Here is a 19,873-nt window from a genome sequence, read left to right as displayed (position 1 = left end):
CTTTATGAGCGTACTGAAAATGACAGATCTGGATCTGAGTGGAAAGCGTGTGCTGATCCGCGAAGATCTCAATGTTCCGGTAAAAGATGGCAAGGTGACCTCGGATGCGCGTATCCGTGCAGCCTTGCCAACCATCGAACTGGCACTGAAAGCGGGGGCCAGTGTGATGGTGATGTCACATCTCGGTCGTCCGGTGGAGGGTGAGTATGATGATCAATACTCACTCTCTCCAGTGGCTGAGCATCTGTCCGGTTTGCTACAGCGTCCGGTTCCTTTGATTCGCAACTGGCTGGAAGGCAACTTCCAGGTAGGTGCCGGTGAGCTGGTGCTGCTGGAGAATGTGCGCTTTAATGCCGGAGAAAAGAAGGACGATGAATCTCTGTCGCGTAAAATGGCAGCCCTGTGCGACGTCTATGTGATGGATGCCTTCGGTACGGCTCACCGTGCGCAGGCTTCGACCCATGGTGTTGCACGCTTTGCCGAAGTAGCCTGTGCAGGTCCTTTGTTGGCTAATGAGCTGGATGCGCTGGAAAAAGCGCTGGCAACACCGGCACAACCGCTGCTGGCAATCGTTGGTGGCTCCAAAGTTTCGACCAAGCTGGAAGTGCTGGGCGCTTTGTCCGACAAGTGCGATCAACTGATTCTGGGTGGCGGGATCGCAAACACCTTTCTGGCGGCGGCCGGTAAGCCTGTTGGCAAGTCGCTGTACGAGCCGGATCTGATTCCAGTGGCGAAGGCGCTGATGGAAAAGGTGAGTATTCCCCTGCCTGAAGATGTGGTGGTGGCAACAGAGTTTGCCGAAACGGCTGAAGCAACGATCAAGTCGGTCGATGATGTCGCAGAAAATGATATGATTCTGGATATCGGTCCACGTTCAGCACAGAAATTGGCCGAGCTGCTGAAAAATGCCGGCACAATCATCTGGAATGGCCCGGTGGGTGTGTTCGAATTTGATCAGTTTGGCGAGGGGACCCGGGTCATTGCGATGGCAATTGCCGACAATCAGGGGTTCTCGATTGCCGGAGGTGGTGACACTCTGGCAGCAGTGGATAAATATGGGATTGCTGATCGAGTGTCCTACATATCAACAGGTGGTGGAGCTTTCCTTGAGTTTGTCGAGGGTAAGGTACTGCCGGCGGTAGCAATGCTTGAGCAGCGTGCTGCCAGCAAGTAATGAACCAGAAATCTGAGGGATAAACATGGCTCTGATCTCAATGCGTCAGCTGCTCGACCATGCAGCTGAATATGGTTACGGAATTCCGGCATTCAATGTCAATAACCTGGAACAGATGCGGGCGATCATGGAGGCGGCAGCCAAAACCGATTCTCCGGTGATCGTTCAGGCATCGGCCGGTGCACGCAAGTATGCCGGCTCCAATTTTCTCAAACATATGATTCTGGCTGCGATCGAGGAGTTTCCACATATTCCTGTCTGCATGCATCAGGATCACGGTACCAGCCCTGCTGTCTGCCAACGCTCCATTGCGCTGGGTTTCTCGTCGGTGATGATGGACGGATCACTCGGTGAAGATGGCAAAACGCCGACAGACTATGACTACAACGTCGATGTGACCCGTCGCACGGTCGAGATGGCGCATGCCTGTGGCGTATCGGTCGAAGGCGAATTGGGTTGTCTGGGATCACTGGAAACCGGGCAGGCGGGTGAAGAGGACGGTATCGGAGCGGAAGGTACGCTGACACATGATCAGATGCTGACCGATCCCGATGAAGCTGCTGAATTCGTCAAGGCGACTCAGGTCGATGCTCTGGCGATAGCGTGCGGTACCTCTCACGGTGCGTACAAGTTCTCACGCCCACCGACCGGGGATATTCTGGCGATCGATCGCATCAAGGCGATTCACGCACGGATTCCAGAAACTCATCTGGTGATGCATGGTTCTTCTTCCGTTCCGCAGGAGTGGTTGAAGGTGATCAATGAATTTGGTGGCGAAATTCCTGAAACCTACGGTGTGCCGGTTGAGCAGATTGTCGAAGGTATCAAATATGGCGTGCGTAAGGTCAATATCGATACTGACCTGCGTCTGGCCTCAACGGGGGCAGTGCGTCGTTTCATGGCTCAGAATCCCTCTGAGTTTGACCCACGCAAATTCCTGAAAGAGACAATCAAGGCGATGAGCGAAATCTGTATTGATCGCTACGAAGCCTTTGGTACGGCAGGTCATGCCAGCAAAATCCGAGCGCTGTCTTTGGAAACCATGGCTGATCTGTATGAGTCAGGTAAGTTGAACGTAAAAATCAACTGATTAACCCTGCAGACTGGCGGGATATGCCCGCTGGTCTGCCCTCCTTGTGATTCTCTTTTTTTATTCTCTGCGCATATGATGTATCGGTAATGCCCGATTTAAGGGCTTTTTTGTTTTGCAGTGCACCAATCTTGTACTTTTTTTACAAATAGAGGTGTATTTTCATCATCAGATGCGCTAATTTCTTATTAGCTTCATTCACTAAGTATAAGTAGAAAAGCTGCATAAATACTCGTTTCGGGTTTGTCGGAACAGATCGTAAGAATCTGGCCTGGTAATTGCTAACTGTTAATCGAGTGTTTATGCGCAACATGATCCTGTTGCGTAAAAACAATAATATAAAAAGTCATGGGAGATATGGCATGAAGAAGATTGCAACACTAATCGGCGCTGCTGCAGTACTGACTGCATCTGCTGGTGTGAGTGCTAACACACTCGAATCCGTTAAAGAACGTGGTGCGTTGCAGTGCGGCGTGAGTGACGGTCTGGCAGGTTTCTCAGCAACCGACAGTGCCGGTCGCTGGCAGGGTTTGGATGCTGATTTCTGTCGTACTGTTGCTGCCGCTGTTCTCGGTGATGCTGAAAAGGTGAACTTTGTGTCACTGACTGCAACTGAGCGTTTCACCGCGCTGCAGTCCGGCGAAATCGATGTGCTGCCACGTAACACAACCTGGACACTGACGCGTGACGCATCACTGGGTCTGAACTTCACTGGTGTGAACTACTACGATGGTCAGGGCTTCCTGGTCAGCAAAGATCTGGGTGTTTCCAGCGCCAAAGAGCTGGATGGCGCATCTGTCTGCATCTCCTCCGGTACCACAACCGAACTTAACCTGGCTGATTACTTCCGTCTGCATGGCATGACTTACGAGCCAGTTCTTTATGATACGTCTGATCAGACTATCTCCGGTTTTGAAGCAGGTCGTTGCGATATCCTGACTTCCGACCAGTCTCAGCTCTATGCTCTGCGTATCGGTATGGCTGATCCAGACAGTGCTGAAGTACTGCCAGAAGTGATCTCCAAAGAGCCTCTGGGCCCTGTTGTTCGTCAGGGTGATGATCAGTGGTTCAACATCGTGAAATGGGCACTGTTTGCTCAGGTTAACGCTGAAGAGCTGGGCGTGACCTCTGCGAATGTTGATGAAATGAAAGAGTCCAACAACCCATCCATTCAGCGTCTGCTGGGTACTTCTGGCAACATGGGTGAGCTGCTGGGTCTGGGCAACGATTGGGCCTACAACATCGTGAAGCAGGTTGGTAACTATGGTGAGCTGTTTGAACGCACTGTAGGTACAGGTTCACCGCTGAACATTGCTCGTGGTCAGAACGCGCTGTGGACAGACGGTGGTCTGCAATACGCTCCACCTATCCGCTAAATTCAAATACTTAGCACGATAGTTGGATCAGACCGGGAGCTCAGGCTCCCGGTTTGGGTTCTGTCTGTATAATCTGTCGGACAAAATGCCGACAGTGTAAAAGAGGCACTCTTCCCTCTATGAAACCGAAAAATAATACTGGCCTTCTCAGGCTGGTGTATAACCCAACCGCCCGAAGTATTTTCTACCAGGTGGTGATTGTTGGTCTGCTGCTCTGGTTCGTTCTGAACATAGTCGGCAACGTCATGACCAACCTTGATCAGCGCGGCATCTCTACAGGCTTTGGTTTTTTGAGCCAGCCTGCTGGCTTCGGTATCTCACAATCCCTGATTGAATATGATGAAACCTTCACTTTCGGCAGAACCTTCTTTGTCGGCCTGCTGAACACTCTGCTGATTTCAGCAATGGGTATCATCACTGCTACTATTCTGGGAGTGTTTGTTGGTATCAGCCGTTTGTCGCCCAACTGGCTGCTGCGCAAGCTGTCGATGGTTTACATCGAAATCCTGCGTAACATCCCGCTGCTGCTCCAGATATTTTTCTGGTACTACGTTGTATTGCAGGCGATGCCCAGACCAAGAGACAGTCTCTCTATCGGAGAAGCGATCTTTATCAATGTCAGGGGGATCTCAATGCCCAAGCCTGTACCCGATTCGGGGTTCGGTATCTATGTGGCCTTGATTGTTGCTGCCATTATCGGTGTGATTGTGCTTGCCCGCTGGGCGCACAAACGGATGATGGATACTGGTCAGCAATTCCCGACCTTCTGGGCCTCCACTGGCATCCTGCTGGCGACCTTGATTATCGGGTTCTTCCTGACAGGTCGACCCATTGATCTCGATTATCCTGAGCTGAGAGGTCTGAACTTCCGTGGTGGTATGACCTTGTTGCCTGAACTGATAGCACTGTGGTTTGCACTGACTATCTATACAAGCACCTATATCGCCGAAATCGTTCGTTCAGGTATCGAATCAGTATCACATGGTCAGACAGAGGCTTGTCGTGCATTGGGTTTGAATGAAGGTCAGCGTCTGAAGCTGGTTATTCTCCCTCAGGCGATGCGCGTCATGATCCCACCGATGACCAGTCAGTATCTTAACCTGGCGAAAAACTCCTCACTGGCGACCGCTATCGGTTATCCGGACCTGGTATCTGTCTTTGCCGGAACAACCTTGAATCAGACCGGTCAGGCGATCGAGATCATCAGTATGACCATGCTGGTCTATCTGACGATCAGTCTGTCAGTATCGGCATTCATGAACTGGTTCAACAGGCGCATGGCGTTGGTGGAGCGTTAAGATGACTGAATTTACTCCAAAACCTGCGCGTCCCGCACCGCTGAGCGAAGTCGGCCTGGTGGGCTGGATGCGGAAAAATCTCTTCTCGAGTATCCCTAACGGGATCGTAACGCTGATTGGCATCTATGTTATCTGGCAAGCACTTTACTGGGTTATCAGTTGGGGCCTTGTAAATGCTGACTTTCTGGGTAATCACCGTTCCGATTGTGATAGTGGTGGTGCTTGCTGGGTATTTATCAGTGTGCGCTGGAATCTATTCATGTATGGATTCTATCCTGAAGATAGCTACTGGCGTCCGAACCTGGCGTTTATCCTGCTGATCGGGTTTCTGATCTGGTTGAGTGTGCCGCGTCTGCCTTTCAAAAAGGTTGGTGCAATACTCTCCATCACGGTCTTTCCGGTTACGGCTTACATTCTGCTTTATGGTGGTTTGGGGCTGGAAGTGGTTCCCACTCACCGCTGGGGCGGTTTGATGCTGACGCTGGTGCTGGCACTGATCGGTATTGTGGCAGCGATTCCGATAGGGATACTGCTTGCTCTGGGGCGTCGCAGCACCAATATGCCGGCAGTCCGTCTGGTCTGTGTGATCTTTATCGAGTTCTGGCGTGGTGTACCACTGATCACCATTCTGTTCATGGCGTCGGTGATGTTGCCGTTGTTCTTTGCTGGCGGCACGGATGCGGACAAGCTGATGCGTGCGTTGATCGGTATCATCATGTTCCAGTCCGCCTACATGGCTGAAGTGGTGCGCGGTGGTCTGCAGGCGCTGGGCAAAGGTCAGTATGAAGGTGCGGATGCGCTGGGTCTGAGCTATTGGCAGAAGACCAATCTGATCATTTTGCCACAGGCATTGAAAATCATGATTCCGGGCATAGTGAATACGCTCATCTCCCTGTACAAAGATACCAGTCTGATTTTGATTATCGGTCTGCTCGATGTTCTTGGGATGGTGCGCCAGGCACTGGCTGACCCGGCTTGGCTGGGATATCCGGCAGAAGGCTATATTTTTGCCGCCTTCATGTTCTGGATATTCTGTTTCAGCATGTCGCGCTACAGTGCCTATCTGGAGCGACGTCTCAACACCGGCCATAAAAGTTAAGTGGAGTCGTGGTCAATGACTACTGAAGATAAGTTTGTAATTACACTCAAGAATGTAAACAAGTGGTACGGTGAGTTTCACGTTCTCAAAGATATCAATCTGAACGTCAAGATGGGCGAGAAGATTGTTATCTGTGGACCTTCCGGTTCCGGAAAATCAACCATGATCCGTTGTATCAACCATCTTGAAGAGCATCAGGAAGGTGATATCGTCGTTGATGGAGTGCTTCTGAACAATGACTTGAAGAACATTGGTCAGATACGCAAGGAAGTCGGGATGGTGTTCCAGCACTTCAACCTATTCCCGCACCTGACGGTTCTGCAGAACTGTACATTGGCACCTATCTGGGTACGTAAAATGCCGAAGAAGGAAGCTGAAGCGATTGCGATGCAATTTCTTGAGCGAGTCAAAATTCCTGAACAGGCCAATAAGTACCCCGGCCAGTTGTCCGGTGGTCAGCAGCAGCGTGTGGCGATAGCACGCAGTCTGTGTATGAACCCGCGTGTCATGCTGTTTGATGAGCCGACCTCAGCGCTTGATCCGGAGATGATCAAAGAGGTGCTGGATGTCATGGTGCAACTTGCCAGCGAAGGGATGACCATGCTCTGCGTGACGCATGAGATGGGATTTGCGAAGAAGGTTGCAGATCGCGTTTTGTTCATGGATGCAGGTCAGATTGTCGAAGAGAACGAACCGGAGGAGTTTTTCAATAACCCTCAGTCGGATCGTACTAAACTCTTCCTCAGCCAGATTCTCGGTCACTGATCGAGAGCCTCACCGCAAAAAAAGGCAGCTCTTGAGCTGCCTTTTTCATTTCTACTACCAATGACCCCGGCATATCAGTCGTGTTGGACCCAGTGAATGCTTGTCAGGTGATTCAATGGTGAAATTTTCACGTAGACTTGATATAAGTTCTGGGCGCGGACTGGTAACGACCCAACTGGTAACGACCCAACTATAGGAACTCCACTCTTGGTCGTAACTCAAACGACTGATCAGGGATTGTTCGCTTTCTGACGTTCGGGTTATGAGCATGTTAATACGACAGCCATGCTACAGAGGCAGACTATTGAAGATTTTAATACTGAAACTCACTACCCTGCTGGGTCTCGCAGCAATGCTTGTGGCGTGTGGTAATGAAGCACCAGCCCGAACAGGTTCTGCGCCTGCTCGTGAACATCTTGTTGAGGTACATCGTGCCGAATTGGTGAATGCAGCCATTGAGCGCGTGCGTACAGGCTCACTGCGAGCCAAAACTGAGGTCAAACTATTTACACAAGAGGAGGGGCGTATTACGGCGTTGCCTTTCTATCCAGGAGACAGCGTCAAGCAGGGTGAAATGGTAGCGCAGTTGGATGATGCTTTACTGACGGCACAGCTGCAGCGGGCACGAGCAGAACTGGCACAGGCAAGACAGGATCTGGAGCGGGTGAAATCAATGGCACAGCGTAATCTGGTTTCTACAGAAGAGTTGCTGCGACGTGAAACGGAGCTTGAATCTGCACGCGCCGAAGAGGCTATTCTGGCAACCAGGATTGGCTATACCCGAATGCTGGCACCTTTTGATGGCGTTGTGACCGAAAGACTGAGCGAGATTGGCAATATAGCTCAGCGTTACACCCATTTGCTGACGCTGGCTGATCACAGCACGCTGATCGCGGATGTAACCTTATCAGAACTGGTGTTGGCCAATCTGGCCGAGGGCTATGCGGTGCAGATTACCATTGATGCTTTGGGAGGTGGAGGGCGTTTTGCAGGCATCATCAATCGCATATATCCCAATGTGGATCCCATAACCCGACGTGGCCAGATAGAGGTGGCGCTGCATCCAGTTCCGCCGGGTGCAAGGCCGGGTCAATTGGTCCGTGTAAACCTGTCAAGTACGTCGGGTGAGCGCCTGCTGGTGCCGTTCATTGCATTGAGATTCGATCAGGTTGAGTATATGTACGTAGTGGGTGAAGATGCATCAGTGGTGCGCAAGCCAGTGGTAACCGGACTACGGATTGGTGATCAGGTTGAGGTTCTTCAGGGAGTTGATCCGGGCGATATGATTGTCACACGTGGTTTCCTCGGTTTGACCGAAGGGCGTCAGGTTCGCGTGGTGACACCTCTTTCAGAACGTCAGGAAACCTGACAGGAGCACAGCAATGGCCAGAACACCTCTTCGACATGGTTCAGGTTTGGCCGGTTGGTCAATAAAACACCCTGTCGGTGTCTGCATGATTGCGCTTGCCGTGGTGATTCTTGGCCTGTTCAGTCTGGGGCGGCTCTCTGTTGATCTGTTGCCTCGGCTGATCTATCCCGAAATAAGGGTCAGTGTGATCGATCCCGGCGTTCCTGCTCCGGTCATGGAAGATCGGATTACCCGTTATCTGGAGGAGCAACTGGCTGTGACCGAGGATCTGGTCAGTATTCAATCTTCAACGGGTGTCGGTCGATCCTCGATTGATCTCTCTTTTCCCTATGGTAAGGACATTGATCTGGCGTTGCGTGATGCCAGTACCCGGCTTGATCGGGCACGGCGTTTCCTGCCTGACTCGATTGAGCAGCCGACTATCTTCAAGCGAGACCCTGCGCAGATCCCCGTATTGGAGTATGCCATCAGTTCAGCGCTGAAAGATCCTGTCGAGTTGCGCAGTTGGACAGATGATGTTTTTTCTAAATGGTTTATCAACCTGCCGGGGGTGGCTGCCGCAGAAACCGGCGGTGGCCTTGAGCGGGAGATACAGATTCTGCCGGATCAGCAGCGATTGGCTGGGCTCGGACTGGAGGTCGAAGATCTGATCCAGGCACTTAATCGTGGTAATCGTCAGGATTCTGCCGGGCGCCTGCGGATGGAGGGGCAAGAGATATCCGGGCGTATCAGTGGTCGCTTTGAAACAGTGGCCGAGTTAGCTGGACTGCCTTTGAGATTGTCTGATGGCAGCACAATAGCGTTAAGCGAAGTCGCACAAGTACATGATACACATAAGGATGAAGGGCTCAGAATTCGTGCGAATGGTGTTCCAAGCGTTAAGCTGTCGATTCAGAAGCAACCACTGGCAAATACTATTTCGGTTGCCAATGTAGTGCAGCAACGCCTGGATTGGCTTTTGGAGCAGGGGTTGCTGCCCCGTGATATTCACATTACACCGGTTGCTGATCAGTCTATCTATGTCCGTCAGGCAGTGAATAATTCTGTGCTGGCTGTTATCAGCGGGGCCTTGCTGGCGATGTCGATGGTGTATCTGTTTCTGGGTAATCTGCGTCGGACGCTGATTATCGGTAGTGCCATACCGATTGCTGTGATGGTCACTTTCATCCTGATGGGGTTGGGGGGCCTGACGCTGAATGTCATGACACTGGGCGGGCTGGCGCTTGGCGTGGGTATGCTGGTGGACAATACCATTGTTATGTTGGAGAACATCTATCGGCATCAGCGCGACGGGGAGGCCTCTGATGACGATGCCGCTAATGCAGCGGCTGAAGTGAATAGCGCGATTGTGGCTTCCACATCGACCAACCTGGCCGCAGTACTGCCCTTTCTGTTTGTCGGAGGGCTGGTAGGACTGCTCTTCCGTGAGCTGATAGTGACGATATCAGCCGCAATCTTCGCATCGATGGTTATTGCCTTGACCCTGGTTCCTGCACTGGCTTCCCGGGTCAGAACCACACGGGTCAGTTGGTTTCGCAAGCGTTTTGATATCGTCATAGAGTGGATGCAAGGGGGGTACTCGGGGCTTATCCGGCAGGTCCTGCGTTTCCGCTGGCCGATCCCGATTCTGTTTCTGGCGGGCCTTTTTTTCAGTGTTCCTACCTTTACCAGCGGCAATCAGACCTTTTTACCGACACTGGATGATGGCCAGATTCAGGTCAGGATGATCGGTGATCCGGGTATGGCGCTGGATGAGATGGACCAGCGTGTGTTGATCGTAGAGGAGCTTTTCCGTCAGCAGCCGGAGGTGGAGAGCATCTTCACAGTATCCGGTGGTTGGGTTTTCGGGCGGGCATCACGCGAAACATCCAATCAAGCAACTGTGATGGTTCAGCTGGTGCCTGTGTCTCAACGTGAGGTCAGCAGTCAGCAGTGGATCAACCGTATGAATAGTGCCATTGCGGCGGAGCTGATGTCAGGGTTGAATGTGCGAATGAGGCAGCAGGGTATCAGAGGTATTCGTACCAGCACAGGTGACGATGATATCAGTATACGGATACAGGGGAATGACCTTGATGTGCTGGATAGCCTGGCGCGTCAGACCATCCAGCAACTGCGTGGCGTGCAGGGGCTTCAGAATCTGGCTTACTCCTCCGAAGAGGAGTCGCTTGAGCTGGATATCGTGATTGACCGGGAGCGGGCGAGTGCGCTGGGCTTTGATGTTGAGGACCTGAACAGAGCCATGCAAGTGGCACTCGAGGGACGAGTCGTAACGGACTTCCTCGAGGGGGGGCGCTCTCATGATGTAAGGGTCAGGTTGCCCAGGCACGAGGCCAGTGATCCACAGGATCTTGAGTCGATACTCCTGTTCCCTGCAAGCAGTGGACGACTACCTGTCTATCTTGGCGATGTGGCACGCATTGATATGATTCGTTCGCCCGCTACGATCAATCGCGATAGCCAGATGCGTATTGTTGAGGTCAGTGCAACGCTGATGTCTGGCTATACTCTGGGTGGTGTTCTGGACGAGATTGAGACTGCCCTGGCGCAGACTGCTTTGCCTGAGGGCTATAGCCGTTATGATGGTGGTGCTGCTGAAGTCCTGGAGCAGGGTCAACGGATGACCACGATTCTGCTGGGGTTGGCACTGTTTCTGGTGTTTGTCGTTATGGCCGTGCAGTACGAGTCACTACGTAATCCTCTGGTGATTATTCTCAGTGTTCCTTTTGCCGCGATAGGTGTGGCGCTTGGTATCAATATTCTGGGTATGCCAATCTCCATGCCAGTTTGGCTGGGTATGATCATGCTGGCAGGAATAGTAGTCAACAACGCGATCGTGCTGGTTGAATATATTGAGTTGGCGCGTGATAAGGGGCGAAGCAGGGATGAGGCGATTATTGAGGCGGCTCGTCTGCGAATGAGACCAATCATGATGACGACCATGACGACTGTTGCCGGCATGCTGCCGCTGGCGATCGGTTTCGGTGAAGGTTCCGAAATGCTGCAGCCTCTGGCGGTGGCGATTGTATGGGGCTTGAGCTTCTCCATGCTGGTGGGCTTGTTACTGGTGCCGGTGATCTATTCGCTGCTGCATAGCGAGTCTGAGCCTGAAACGATCACTCACAACGAAACAGTGATGCAGAGTTGAACTTATAACGGTTTCTGTTGACGTAAACAGATGTTTCAGTGACTTCATTCTGTACTGACTCTGATATAAGATGCTCATCCAGAAGGAAGAGTCCCGGATAGGACATCAGAGTACGACCAGCATTGAGTTGAATGGGGAGCTATAGCTCCCCATTCGTGTGTTTAAACCTTAGTTAATTGAAATCAGGCTATACCCGGATGCGTTATCTTCCAATCTGTTCCAAGTCTATTCAGCTCGCACTGATTATACTGTTTTCCCTGATACTGTCTGGCTGCCAGTCCAACAGCCGAGATGCCGAACTGTCTGACATGATTCAACGCAACCTGATGGATCAACAGCGTCAACTTGCCTTGTTGATAGATGAGTCACAGCAGCGTCTGCAGATGCAGCAACTGAATCAGCAATCTGAGCTGTTGCGTCTCTCTTCGAGGCTGGAGTTATTAGGGCAGCAGTTGGATCGTCAACAGATAGCAGAAGAGGAGCGCTTTCGTCGCTTGCTGGCAAGAAGTCAACGTTCAGCAACCAATCCTGCACTCATACCGCCCCGTGCAGAGTCGGTCTCAGTCAATGGTGTGACCCGATCAGAAAAACTGCTGCTGGGGCGCTCTGAGTGGTTGGGCTTCCCTCTGCAGCGACTGGTATTGGCTGCCCGTATAGACTCGGGGGCTAATACGTCGTCATTGGATGCTCAGGATCTTGTTGATTTTGAAAGGGATGGGCAGCAGTGGGTGCGCTTCAGTGTGCACTTTCAGGATGGAGAGCAGTCACGTCAGATTGAGATAGAGGCGCCTGTTATCCGACGTGTCAGGATACGACAGGCGGTGGGTGCCGAGAGTCGTCCGGTGGTGGAGTTGCCAGTACGCATTGGACAGTCCAACCACAAGGTCGAATTTACACTGACGGACCGCGGAGAGTTGACCTACCCGGCATTGCTGGGGCGTCGCTTCATGATGGATGTAGCGATGGTTGATGTGTCAAAAAACTTTATACAGGGCCGACCTGAGTTTGAAGATCAGGGAGAGGATGCAACAACCCAGGGGCAGACATTGCTGCCAGTTGAGCTGGATACTGATCTTTAATACCCTCTGCAGCCATGGCTGCAGATACCTTCGCCCGTGAGAAACCGCTGCTGTGATGATCTACACAAATAAACGTCTTTTCTGGACCGCTCTGATTCTGATTCTTATCGGTGCTGCGCATAGTTACTATCGCTATGCAGTGCATCAGGTTCCTTTTTTGCCGGGTGCTGACAGTGAATACTGGGATGTCGAGGCCAAGGTTGAGTTTGTGGCGCGTGGTACCCCAGTGAGTGTTCGTCTGGCTTTGCCCAAGTCTCAGCCTGGCTTTCTTCTGAGTGCGGAACATACGGCCTCTGCTGGCTATGGTCTGCATATATCGGATCAAGACGCCCGTATGGCAGAGTGGACTATCCGTGAAGTGGATGGTCCTCAGGTGCTCTATTATCGGGCTCAGTTTCAGGTTGATGAGAGTGATAACAACGTCAGTGTCGGACAGCCCCCGCGTATTCAGCAGGTTATCTGGTCTCCGGCGCTGGAAACCGCTGCTCATCAGTTGTTGACCGAAGCCTGGCGAGAGTCTGCAGACCCTTTCAGTCTGGCCAGGGCCCTGCAGCAGCGCCTGTCCAGTCGCAACCATCAGCATGTCCAGTTGCTTCTGAGTGAATACTCACTGGCGGACGTAATGGTGTTGTTGCTGAATCAGGCTGAAGTCCCGTCGCGAGTTCTGCATGGTCTGAGCCTGGAGGATGGTCGGCGGCAGCAGACGCTGCAGCCCATTGTACAGGTGTTTTCAGGCAATCACTGGCAGCTGTTTGATCCTGAAATCGATATCGTACAGCGCGAAACACGCCCCTTTATGCTCTGGCAGCAGAGTGCAGTGCCGACTCTCGAAGTCGAGGGAGGATATGACTCTCGTTTGACCTTCTCCATGCTGAGTACACGGGAGCCAGCCTCAAGTAGTGTCCATGCGCTGGCGATATCGGATGCTGTGCTGAACCTGTCTATTCACAGCCTGCCAATCTCAGAACAGGCGATTTTCAAAATTATTCTGCTGCTGCCGCTGGGGGCGTTGGTGGTGGTGATGCTGCGTGTGCTTATCGGCCTGAAAACGGCAGGTACTTTCATGCCGGTGCTGATCGCAATGGCTTTTCTGGAGATGACACTGCTGACCGGCATTCTGACATTCCTGCTGGTCGTCGGAGCAGGTCTGGTGCTGAGGCAGTTTCTCGCTTATCTCAACCTGTTGCTGGTCGCACGAGTGTCGGCTGTGATCGTCTGCGTTATCGGATTGATCTCCCTTTTCTCGGTTCTGAGTTTTCATCTGGGTATCAGTGATGGCTTGAAGATGTCACTCTTCCCGATGGTCATCCTGGCCTGGACCATTGAGCGTATGTCGATCCTCTGGGAAGAGGAGGGGCCTCGAGATGTCATGGTTCAGGGCTTTGGTAGTCTGCTGACTGCAATACTGGCCTTCTTTGTCATGCAGTTCCCCTGGATGCGTTATTGGATGTTCAACTTTCTGGGGCTGCAACTGGTTGTGCTGGCGCTGATCATGATGTTTGGCAGCTACACCGGATACCGTTTGTTGGAACTTTGGCGATTTAAACCTCTGATGGAGCGATCCGATGCTCGGAGCGATTAAACTGCTTACCCAGCGCTGGCAGGCACTTCGTGCAGCCGGAGTTCTGGGCATGAATGAACGCAATATCAGTTATATTGGCGCCTATAATGACCGCAGCCTGTTCCCGCTTGTGGATGATAAGCTGAAAACCAAGGTGCTGGCACAGAAGTATCGCATCTCGACACCTCAATTGTTGGGTGTCATTCGCACTCAGGGTGATATCGCCCAGCTGGAAAGTCAGATTCGTGGTGCTGAAGGGTTTGTGATCAAGCCTTCTAAAGGCAGTGGTGGCAAAGGGATTCTGGTTATCCTGAAGCAGGAAGATGGGCGTTTTCAGAAATCCAGTGGTGACTGGGTGGAGCGTTTATATGTAGAGCGTCATCTGTCGAATCTGCTCTCCGGCCTTTACAGTCTGGGCGGTAATCCTGATGTGGCGCTGATCGAAGGGCTGATACGTTTTGATCCCAGCTACAGCCACTATACCTTTGAGGGAGTGCCTGATATTCGTGTGATCGTATATCGGGGTTATCCGATAATGGCGATGATGCGGCTCTCGACGCGCAGCTCAAATGGTAAGGCCAACCTGCATCAGGGTGCGATCGGTGTGGGTATCAGTATCGCCGACGGCCAGGCGGTCAAGGCGATTCAGCATGACCGTCCGGTCACTCATCATCCGGATACCGGGCAGTTGTTGTCGGAACTCAAGATCAGTGGCTGGACACAACTGCTGGGACTGGCCGCACGCAGCTATGAGATGACGGGTCTTGGTTACCTGGGTGTGGATCTGGTGCTGGATCAGTTCAAAGGGCCGCAGTTGCTGGAGCTGAATGCCAGACCAGGTCTGGCGATTCAGATGGCGAACGGGACGGGATTGAGTCTGCGGACCCAAGTCATTGATCAGCACCTCCTGCGGCTGGATCATGAAACTGAAACGTCCGTGGAACGGGCTGCCAGTGCACAGCGACTCTTTACGACTACTCCGCTTTTTGAATCATTTTCCGACCTCGATGAGGTCGTTCAGCAGTAGCTGAATGCGATCTGCGCCAAAGTAGATCGCTTCCTTCCATATCAGCGTCGGGGCTCCAAAAGCCCCGCGTGCGATCGCTTCATCGGTATTGTTCTTCAGGGCACTTTTAGCTTCGTCAGAGCCTGCTTTCTCTAATGCAGTGCTGTTAAATACCTGTTGCAGCAGAGCTATATCGGCAACATCTCTGCCATGTCCCCAATAGTGATCAAACAGGGCAAGCGATACGGACGGACGCTCATCGACTGGCAGGGCAGCCAGTGCGCGCTGGGCAGTCAGTGTGTTGGTTGGGAACACTGCGGGTTGCTGATAGGGCACACCATAATGCCTCCCCAGGCGAGGCAGGTCCTGTTCAATCATATAGTGTTTTTTGGGTGCCAGACTCAAGGGGGCAGTATTTCCCAGCTCGCGAAACAGGCCTCCAAGAAAAATAGGTTTCCAGGTCACTCTGGCACCGGTTTCTGCTTCGAGTCGGGCAATCTGGATCGCGGCGAAATAGCTGTAAGGACTGACGATGTCGTAGTAAAAATCTATCTCATGGCGCATGTATTATACTCAGTGTCTGAATGTCGGGTATTATATTTGCTGTTTTGAATGTCAGTTGCAACCTTTGCAGAGATTGAAACCAGAGATTACAACCAGAGAGTGAACCATGCTGTCAGTCAGTGGCACGATGGATGTACGCAGTTATCAGGCGGATGCCTGTGAGCATCAGCACAGCTATCACCAATTGGTGATGCCCCTGCGTGGCTGTCTGGATATGGAGATAGACCGGCGTGCCGGGCGTGTCGACGCGCGGCACGGCGCCGTCGTGCTGGCAGGCAGTTCACATAGCTTTTCTGCTGCTCAGGATAATGGCTTTATCGTTGCGGATCTGGCGGAAGGTGACGTTAATACATTGCAGGATCTGGGTGGTTTTGTGACGCTGAAACCAGCGCTCAGTGATTATCTGAGCTTTTTGTCGCGCGCGCTTTTGTCTGGCGTGTCTGAGGCCAATAAGCAGTTGATGCTGCAACTGTTGCTTCAACTCCTCTGTGAACAGCCTGATGGTCGTGTGCAGCTGGATCGACGCTTGCAAATGGCTGTGGATTTCATGCAGCAGAATCTGGGTCGTCCCTTGCGCATCCAACAGGTGGCCGGGATGGCGCGCCTGAGCAGCCGACAACTGCAGAACCTGTTTCAGCAGCAGCTAGGGCTCTCACCGCAGCACTATCTATTGCAGCTGCGCATGCAGCAGGCGCTGACACTTCTGCAGGAAACGGATCTCAGCGTACAGCAGGTTGCCGATGCCTGTGGTTATCAGAATCTCTCGGCTTTCAGCGCTCGCTTCAGCGCCTATCATGGTTGTTCTGCAAGACGCTTCCGACAGCCCTGACTTCTTCCGATCAGACACATTTTTCTGCGCCTGCAACAAAGTTTCCACGGCCCGTCCGCATTAGACTGAACGCTCACTGTTACTATCGAGATGTCAATCATGCGATCCCATACGGCCAGCGCAACAGCCATAGGCTCCATCTCCATTGTGCTCTGGGGTGCGTTGGCACTGATGACACGGCTCACCGGTAGTGAGATTCCGCCCTTTCAACTGCTGGCTATGACCTTTACGTTGGCAACCAGTACGATGCTGCTCAAGTGGATCATCAAGGGCGAGCATCCCGGCCACTATCTGCGCCAGCCTTTGCCGGTCTGGCTGCTGGGTGTGGGTGGTCTGTTCGGATATCACCTGTTCTATTTTATCGCGATGTCCAAGGCACCTGCGGTGGAGGTCAGCCTGCTGGCGTATCTCTGGCCGCTGCTGATTGTGGTCTTCACGGCGCTGTTGCCCGGTGAGTCGTTGAGGGCCAAGCATTGGGTGGGGGCGCTGATTGCGCTGTCTGGCTGTTGGGTGCTGATCGGTAAGGGGGAGGGTTTCGAAGCACAGTATCTCCAGGGTTATCTGGCTGCATTGGCTTGTGCCTTGATCTGGTCCAGCTATTCAGTTCTAAGTCGTGTGACCAAAGCGGTGCCGACAGATACGGTGGGTGGCTTCTGTGCCGTCACGGCACTGCTGGCCTGGCTCTGTCATCTGTTGTTTGAGACGACGGTATGGCCAGCGACCTCTCTGCAGTGGCTGGGGGTGATCGGGCTGGGTATCGGTCCGGTCGGGATCGCTTTCTTTACATGGGATTACGGGATCAAGCACGGCAATCTGCAACTGCTGGGCGTGCTGGCCTATGCGGCCCCGCTGATTTCGACACTGTTGCTGATTCTGGTGGGTGAAGCAGAAGCGAGCAATCGAGTGTTTTATGCCTGTGTTGCCATTGTAGTGGGAGCTTTGGTGGCAGGGTGGACTCACCGCAAGCGTCAGATGGTTAAGCCTGCGTAAAGATTTGTAGTCTATGCTTAACCTGAATGTTTCTATCACACGAGAAGCAAAATGAAAGATTGTTTTTCTTGAAAAAAGTGAGCAACATTAGGGCGTTTGAACGTCAAAAATAAGATAGAGGGAAACGCAATGTTCAAAAAGACATTACTGGGTGCTGCCATTATTGCTGTATCGGCAATTGGCGTGGCTCAGGCACAAGTCAAGGTTGGTTTTCTGGGTGGATTTACCGGTCCTATTGAGAGCCTGGCACCTCCAATCCTCGCTGGCGCACAACTGGCTATCAAGCAAGTAAATGAGCAGGGTGGCGTCCTTGACGGCCAGACTATCGAACTGCTCTCTGCTGATACAACCTGTACAGAAGCCTCTGCAGCCATCAACTCTGCAGACCGTCTGATCAACACTGAAAACGTTACGGCTATCGTTGGTGCTCTGTGCTCCGGCGCTACTATCGCTTCAGCAAATAACGTCGGGGTACCAGCGGGTGTCTTGATGGTATCCCCTGCCTCTACATCACCAGCAATCTCCGAGATTGCGGACAACGATCTGGTTTTCCGTACAACTCCTTCAGACTCCTATCAGGGTGAAGTATTGGCAAAACTGTTGCTGTCCAAGGGTATTGAAGATGTAGTCGTTACCTACGTCAACAACGATTATGGGCAGGGACTGGCGAGTGCCTTCACCACCGCTTATACAGCCGGTGGCGGAAATGTTGCAGCGAATGATGCCCACGAAGATGGCAAGGCTGATTACCGTTCCGAGCTGGGTGGTCTGGCTTCTCATGGTGTCGATAATCTTGTCGTGCTGGCCTATGCCGATACGTCTGGTCAGACGATTCTGCGTCAGGCATACGAAAGCGGTAACTTTACTCAGTACATCGGCGCCGACGGTATGGTCGGTGATGGTCTGGTGCGCGCTGTGGGTGCGGATGTCCTCGAAGGCATGATTGCAACCCGTCCTGGTACACCCGATATCCCAGGAGCTGGCATGTATGCAGAAGCGGCCACTGCTGAAGGTATGGACCCTAATGCCGTATTTGCTGGCCAGGCTTATGATGCCGCTTTCTTGATCGCATTGGCGATCGAGAAAAATGGAAGTGCTGATCGTGAAGGTCTGAATAAAGCACTGCGTGAAGTGGCTTCACCTCCAGGCGTTGTGATCATGCCGGGAGAGTGGGAGAAAGCAATCGCACTGATCAAAGAAGGTCAGGATATCAACTACGAAGGCGCATCCGGTAGTCAGGATTTTGATGAGCTGGGTAACGTACCCGGTATCATCGAAGAGATGGTTGTCACCGATGGTGCTTTCACAACTGTTGGTCTGATCGCAGACTGATTTCAGTTTAGTTTGTAATTCATCCTTTCAAGCCCTCCCTGGCTCCGGTCAGAGAGGGCTTTTTTATGCACAGGGATGTGCAGTATGCTGGCAATGCAGGAACAGTTGTCAGTAATGCGGATCAGGCCTCTTTGGCTGAAGCTGTCGTCACAGCAGTAGGCTTGGCAGAGCTGAATTTGATAAACATTACACCATTCCCTACCAGAATCATTACCAGCCCGAGCACCGCTGGAAGTGTCCAGACATAGCCCTCAAACACTGTTGATATGCCCAACGCGACCAATGGAAACAGCAGAGTGGCATAGGCGGCCTGACCCGCTCCGATGCGCCCGATAAGGGCGAAATAAGCGCCGAAGCCAATGACCGAACCGAACACCGCCAGATAAAACAGTGCGCTCAGATAACTGAAAGAGGTATCCAGTGTGAAAGGGGTGCCGCTCAGCAGCACGATGGTCAGCATCGTCAGTGCGCCATAGGACATCGCATAAGCGTTGGTGGACAGCAGATCAAGCCCTTTTCGCTGATGGCGCAGGCTGATCATATTGCCCAGTGAGAATCCATAGGTGCCGAGCAGAGCACAACCCAGACCGAAGAGTACCTCGAGGTTAAAGGACTCACCGCTGAGATCCGGCCAGAACAGCAGCAGCATGCCGATCAAGCCCAGTGCATTGGCCAGATAGATGCGTGAGGTGATTGGCAGGCGGAAGAAGATCACACCGTTGATCGCATTGAACATCACGGCCATGGAGAAGACGACTGAGTTGAGCCCCGACGTGATGTACTGGGTGGCCGTATAAAAGAGCAGAAAGTTGAAGCAGAAAACGCACATGCCCTGTAGCAGGCAGAAAAGGTGATCACGAGCACCGATCCTTCGCAGCTTGCCCAGCAGTGCCAGACAGAGCAGCAATATCAATGCCGCCAGCGCGAAACGATAAAAAACGGAAACGGTGACCGCCACTTCACCGAGCTGAAAAGCGATGGCGATCCAGGTGGTGCCCCAGATCAGAACTGTAGTGATATAGAGTAAGGTGTTCATGATGATCCTTGAAGGTAGTGCTGGCTGTCAGGGAGTCAGCAGCAGTCATCTGTTGTTGAGCTGCCACTATAGTCAGATCTGATATGTGGAGTCTTGCAGATTCCAGTGTTCAACTTGCACATTCTTGCGCTTTTTTATCCGGTTCAGGTCATATCTG

General features: G+C 52.4%; 16 protein-coding genes. 14 read left to right on the top strand and 2 right to left on the bottom strand.

All coding sequences use genetic code 11. The features are described 5' to 3' along the window. Nucleotides 1-4: 4 nt before the first annotated feature. From ACK3CJ_RS20655 to ACK3CJ_RS20605, 11 genes are all read left to right on the top strand, one after another. The gene (locus tag ACK3CJ_RS20655; protein ID WP_409524078.1) at nucleotides 5-1,174 is read left to right on the top strand and encodes a phosphoglycerate kinase; all 1,170 of its coding nucleotides are present in this window, start codon (nucleotides 5-7) and stop codon (nucleotides 1,172-1,174) included. A gap of 25 nt (nucleotides 1,175-1,199) precedes the next feature. Next, nucleotides 1,200-2,264: a class II fructose-bisphosphate aldolase gene (fba, locus tag ACK3CJ_RS20650; RefSeq protein WP_409524077.1), complete on the top strand. Its 1,065-nt coding sequence runs from the start codon at nucleotides 1,200-1,202 to the stop codon at nucleotides 2,262-2,264. 362 nt (nucleotides 2,265-2,626) lie between these two features. Beyond that, on the top strand, nucleotides 2,627-3,640 hold the full coding sequence (locus ACK3CJ_RS20645) for an amino acid ABC transporter substrate-binding protein (RefSeq protein WP_409524076.1): 1,014 nt from the start codon (nucleotides 2,627-2,629) through the stop codon (nucleotides 3,638-3,640). Between the two features lie 119 nt (nucleotides 3,641-3,759). Continuing rightward, nucleotides 3,760-4,938 (top strand): amino acid ABC transporter permease, encoded by a 1,179-nt coding sequence (locus tag ACK3CJ_RS20640; RefSeq protein ID WP_409524075.1) that lies wholly within the window; start codon nucleotides 3,760-3,762, stop codon nucleotides 4,936-4,938. Between the two features lies 1 nt (nucleotide 4,939). Beyond that, nucleotides 4,940-6,037, top strand: a complete 1,098-nt coding sequence (locus ACK3CJ_RS20635) for an amino acid ABC transporter permease (protein WP_409524074.1) — start codon at nucleotides 4,940-4,942, stop codon at nucleotides 6,035-6,037. A gap of 15 nt (nucleotides 6,038-6,052) precedes the next feature. Then, entirely contained in the window at nucleotides 6,053-6,802 is a 750-nt protein-coding gene (locus tag ACK3CJ_RS20630) for an amino acid ABC transporter ATP-binding protein (protein ID WP_409524073.1), read from the top strand. Nucleotides 6,803-7,106: 304 nt separating this feature from the next. After that, the gene (locus ACK3CJ_RS20625; RefSeq protein ID WP_409524072.1) at nucleotides 7,107-8,171 is read left to right on the top strand and encodes an efflux RND transporter periplasmic adaptor subunit; all 1,065 of its coding nucleotides are present in this window, start codon (nucleotides 7,107-7,109) and stop codon (nucleotides 8,169-8,171) included. Nucleotides 8,172-8,184: 13 nt separating this feature from the next. After that, nucleotides 8,185-11,319: an efflux RND transporter permease subunit gene (locus ACK3CJ_RS20620; protein ID WP_409524071.1), complete on the top strand. Its 3,135-nt coding sequence runs from the start codon at nucleotides 8,185-8,187 to the stop codon at nucleotides 11,317-11,319. 197 nt (nucleotides 11,320-11,516) lie between these two features. Beyond that, nucleotides 11,517-12,398, top strand: coding sequence for an ATP-dependent zinc protease (locus ACK3CJ_RS20615; protein ID WP_409524070.1), 882 nt, complete (start codon nucleotides 11,517-11,519; stop codon nucleotides 12,396-12,398). A gap of 55 nt (nucleotides 12,399-12,453) precedes the next feature. After that, complete coding sequence (locus tag ACK3CJ_RS20610; RefSeq protein ID WP_409526631.1) at nucleotides 12,454-13,980, top strand: inactive transglutaminase family protein; 1,527 nt, start codon at nucleotides 12,454-12,456, stop codon at nucleotides 13,978-13,980. Beyond that, on the top strand, nucleotides 13,964-14,986 hold the full coding sequence (locus tag ACK3CJ_RS20605; RefSeq protein ID WP_409524069.1) for an alpha-L-glutamate ligase-like protein: 1,023 nt from the start codon (nucleotides 13,964-13,966) through the stop codon (nucleotides 14,984-14,986). Before ACK3CJ_RS20610 ends, ACK3CJ_RS20605 begins: the two co-directional genes overlap by 17 nt. Here the strand turns inward: ACK3CJ_RS20605 and ACK3CJ_RS20600 are convergent. Further along, entirely contained in the window at nucleotides 14,951-15,529 is a 579-nt protein-coding gene (locus ACK3CJ_RS20600) for a 2-hydroxychromene-2-carboxylate isomerase (RefSeq protein ID WP_409524068.1), read from the bottom strand. The genes ACK3CJ_RS20605 and ACK3CJ_RS20600 overlap by 36 nt on opposite strands. A 106-nt stretch (nucleotides 15,530-15,635) precedes the next feature. Between ACK3CJ_RS20600 and ACK3CJ_RS20595 the strand changes: the two genes are divergently transcribed. The 3 genes from ACK3CJ_RS20595 to ACK3CJ_RS20585 all read left to right on the top strand — a co-directional run bounded on the left by ACK3CJ_RS20595 (nucleotide 15,636) and on the right by ACK3CJ_RS20585 (nucleotide 18,680). Then, entirely contained in the window at nucleotides 15,636-16,358 is a 723-nt protein-coding gene (locus ACK3CJ_RS20595; protein ID WP_409524067.1) for a helix-turn-helix domain-containing protein, read from the top strand. 99 nt (nucleotides 16,359-16,457) lie between these two features. Beyond that, entirely contained in the window at nucleotides 16,458-17,348 is an 891-nt protein-coding gene (locus ACK3CJ_RS20590) for a DMT family transporter (RefSeq protein ID WP_409524066.1), read from the top strand. 129 nt (nucleotides 17,349-17,477) lie between these two features. Beyond that, a complete protein-coding gene (locus tag ACK3CJ_RS20585) occupies nucleotides 17,478-18,680 on the top strand; it encodes an ABC transporter substrate-binding protein (RefSeq protein ID WP_409524065.1) in 1,203 nt (400 codons plus the stop codon). Between the two features lie 121 nt (nucleotides 18,681-18,801). Here ACK3CJ_RS20585 and ACK3CJ_RS20580 read toward each other — a convergent pair whose 3' ends face one another. After that, entirely contained in the window at nucleotides 18,802-19,716 is a 915-nt protein-coding gene (locus ACK3CJ_RS20580) for a DMT family transporter (protein ID WP_409524064.1), read from the bottom strand. Between the last annotated feature and the right edge of the window lie 157 nt (nucleotides 19,717-19,873).

Source organism: Nitrincola salilacus (assembly GCF_046271865.1).
GTDB classification, from domain to species: domain Bacteria; phylum Pseudomonadota; class Gammaproteobacteria; order Pseudomonadales; family Balneatricaceae; genus Nitrincola; species Nitrincola salilacus.
This window is presented reverse-complemented; position numbering and strand designations above follow the sequence as displayed.